The 2551-nt window shown below is 62.9% G+C and carries 2 protein-coding genes; both read left to right on the forward strand.

Annotated elements, in window-relative coordinates:
- Positions 1-630: 630 nt before the first annotated feature.
- Positions 631-1107, forward strand: a complete 477-nt coding sequence (locus tag EN750_RS28810; protein ID WP_127398778.1) for an Rrf2 family transcriptional regulator — start codon at positions 631-633, stop codon at positions 1105-1107.
- Positions 1108-1138: 31 nt separating this feature from the next.
- Positions 1139-2473: an FAD/NAD(P)-binding protein gene (locus EN750_RS28815; protein WP_127398779.1), complete on the forward strand. Its 1335-nt coding sequence runs from the start codon at positions 1139-1141 to the stop codon at positions 2471-2473.
- Positions 2474-2551: the final 78 nt, after the last annotated feature.

Consider the following 2551-nt stretch of genomic DNA (forward strand, 5'->3'; position numbering starts at 1 on the left):
GTAGAGTTAAATCCTTCCAACCGAGACGGGCTTGTTAGAAAAAAGCTGTCGGTGACGGAGCACCCGAGCGCATATGGCGGCTGCAACCGCCATCATCGCCCCGATGACAAATCGAATACGAACAAGAATGGCGCTCCGCGAGCCTCCCGGCTTCGTCATCCTATGGTCTGCGCGACGGAGCTTCGCTCCTGCTCCGCCCGTGAATGACGAAGTTAGGTACGCTTCGGTACTCAACTCTGTGCCGTTCACGCACGAATGATAGGTTCTTACCCAGGCCAATATCAGGCAAATCCATACCTCAAACAACGGCCCATTTAGAAAACCTATCCCGCGTGTTCGAGGGTAAGTATAGTAATCTTATCGACATTGAGACTGGAGGCGACGATGAGCAGTCACCATATCGCGACGATCGCGCCCTCAAAGTCGTGCGCTTTTGTGTCCCTGTGGGCACAAAGGCTGGCCAAAGTGGCCGGCGCGGCTTGAAAACAAAGCAAAATCAGCAGTTCTCGGCTTGTACATCATGTCACTAGAATTTATGTGTCATGCGGGCTTAGACGCGGCGGCAACGCCCGCCAGGCGTTTTGCAACCGATGGTTCCATGCCGTCGCATGCCAGAGAAATTTTGATTTCATGCTCACGAAAAAGGGTAAGTACGGCCTCAAGGCGCTTGTCCACCTCGCGCGATTGCCGGCCGGACAGCTCGCCTTCGTCAACGACATTGCCACCGGCAACAACATCCCGAAGAAATTTCTCGACGCCATCCTGGGCGAGTTGCGCAACGCCGGCTTCGTCCAGAGCCGCAAGGGCAAGGATGGCGGCTACCGCCTGGCGCGCGCTGCCGACGAAATCAAGGTCGGCCATGTCGTGCGCGTCCTCGACGGTCCGCTGGCGCCGATCCCCTGCGCCAGCCGCACCCAGTACCAGCGCTGTGAAGATTGCAACGAGGCGACATGCCAAGTCCGATATCTGATGCTCGAGGTCCGGCAGGCGATCGCCGAGGTGCTCGATCAGCGCAGCCTCGCCGAAATGCGCGATATCTCTCTCGACGACCCGCCGGTTGCGAGGGACATCGGCGATCTGCCGCTCGCGGTGAAGGTCCAGGCCTGACACTGGCGTTGCGCAGAGCGAAGGCACGCCTATGACCGGGCGCGCCAACTCCATCAGCATTGTCGGCGGCGGCGCCAGCGGCGTCGTGCTGGCCGCACATCTCCTGAAGTCGCCCAATCCCGACCTGCGCGTCACGCTGATCGAAAGGCGCCCGCATTTCGGCCAGGGCATCGCCTATTCGACGCTGCTGTCGGCGCATGTCTTGAATGTCAGTGCCGCCGGCATGAGCGCCTATGCCGACGATCCCGGCAATTTCTGGCGCTGGCTGCAGGAGCGCGGCCTGGCAACGGCCGAGCAGGCGCCCTTCTATGCGCCGCGCAGCATCTATGCCCGTTACCTCGGCGAGTTGCTCGACGAGCTGCAGGCGCGCGAAAAGCAGACCGGGCGGCTTCGGTTGATCCGCGAGGAAAGCCTCTCGATCACGCCCACCGCATCCGGTGTCGAAGTGGCGCTGGCCAACGGCACCAGCGTCGTTGCGCATCTCGCCGTGCTGGCCACCGGCCACGACGAGGAGCCGGCGCAAGGCCATGCCATCAGGATGGGATCGGAAGCCGATACAGCACTTCCGACCGACGCCGGCGTCATGGTGCTGGGCACCGGCCTGAGCATGGTCGATGCCTTCCTGGCGCTGGAACAGCGCGGCCATCGCGGCGACATCATAGCTGTGTCGCGGCGCGGCCTGTTGCCCTCGCCGCATCGCAAGGGCAATCCGATCAAGCTCGACGTCGCCGACATTCCGCTCGGCACGCAGCTCTCCTATTTCGTCGGCTGGTTCCGCGACCTGATCAAGGAAAACCAGAAGGCCGGCATCGACTGGCGCGACGTCGTCGACGGCCTGCGGCCGTTCAACCAGAAGATCTGGCAGAACTGGCCGGCTTCCGCCAAGCGCCGCTTCGTCGAGCACACCAAGGCCTGGTGGGACATCCACCGCCATCGCATGGCGCCCGAGGTCTACGCCCGTGTCACCGAAGCCGTGCAATCCGGCCGCATCCGCCTGGTCGCCGGCCGCGTCGTCGACATCGCGCGCAACGGCGAATTCACCGTCCAGGTCCAGTCGCGCCACACGCAGCGTCTCGAGACCTTCGAGGTCGCCCGCATCTACGATTGCTCTGGTATCGTCAGGGACATCTCGACCTCATCGAACAGCGTCGTGCGCTCGCTGGTCGACCGCGGCCTGGCACGGCCGGATCCGCTGCGCATCGGCCTCGATGTATCGGCCAAATGCGAGATCATCGCCGGCGACGGAACCATCTCGGCCAAGATCCTCGCCGTCGGCCCGCTGACGCGCGGCACCTTCTTCGAGATCGACGCCATTCCCGATATCCGCGTGCAGTGTGCGAGGCTGAGCAAGCAGCTGCTCGGCTGAGAGCTCCGCGCAAATCCCAACGCCGTCGTCATCCTAGGGCGGAGCAGGAGCGAAGCGACGTCGCGGAGACCCTAGGAT

The sequence above is a fragment of the Mesorhizobium sp. M7A.F.Ca.ET.027.03.2.1 genome (assembly GCF_003999175.1).
Classification (GTDB): Bacteria; Pseudomonadota; Alphaproteobacteria; order Rhizobiales; family Rhizobiaceae; genus Mesorhizobium.

Excerpts from the sequence above, each read along its gene's own strand:
- EN750_RS28815 (WP_127398779.1), top strand. The coding sequence starts at position 1,139 with ATGACCGGGCGCGCCAACTCCATCAGCATTGTCGGCGGCGGCGCCAGC.
- EN750_RS28810 (WP_127398778.1), top strand. The coding sequence starts at position 631 with ATGCTCACGAAAAAGGGTAAGTACGGCCTCAAGGCGCTTGTCCACCTC.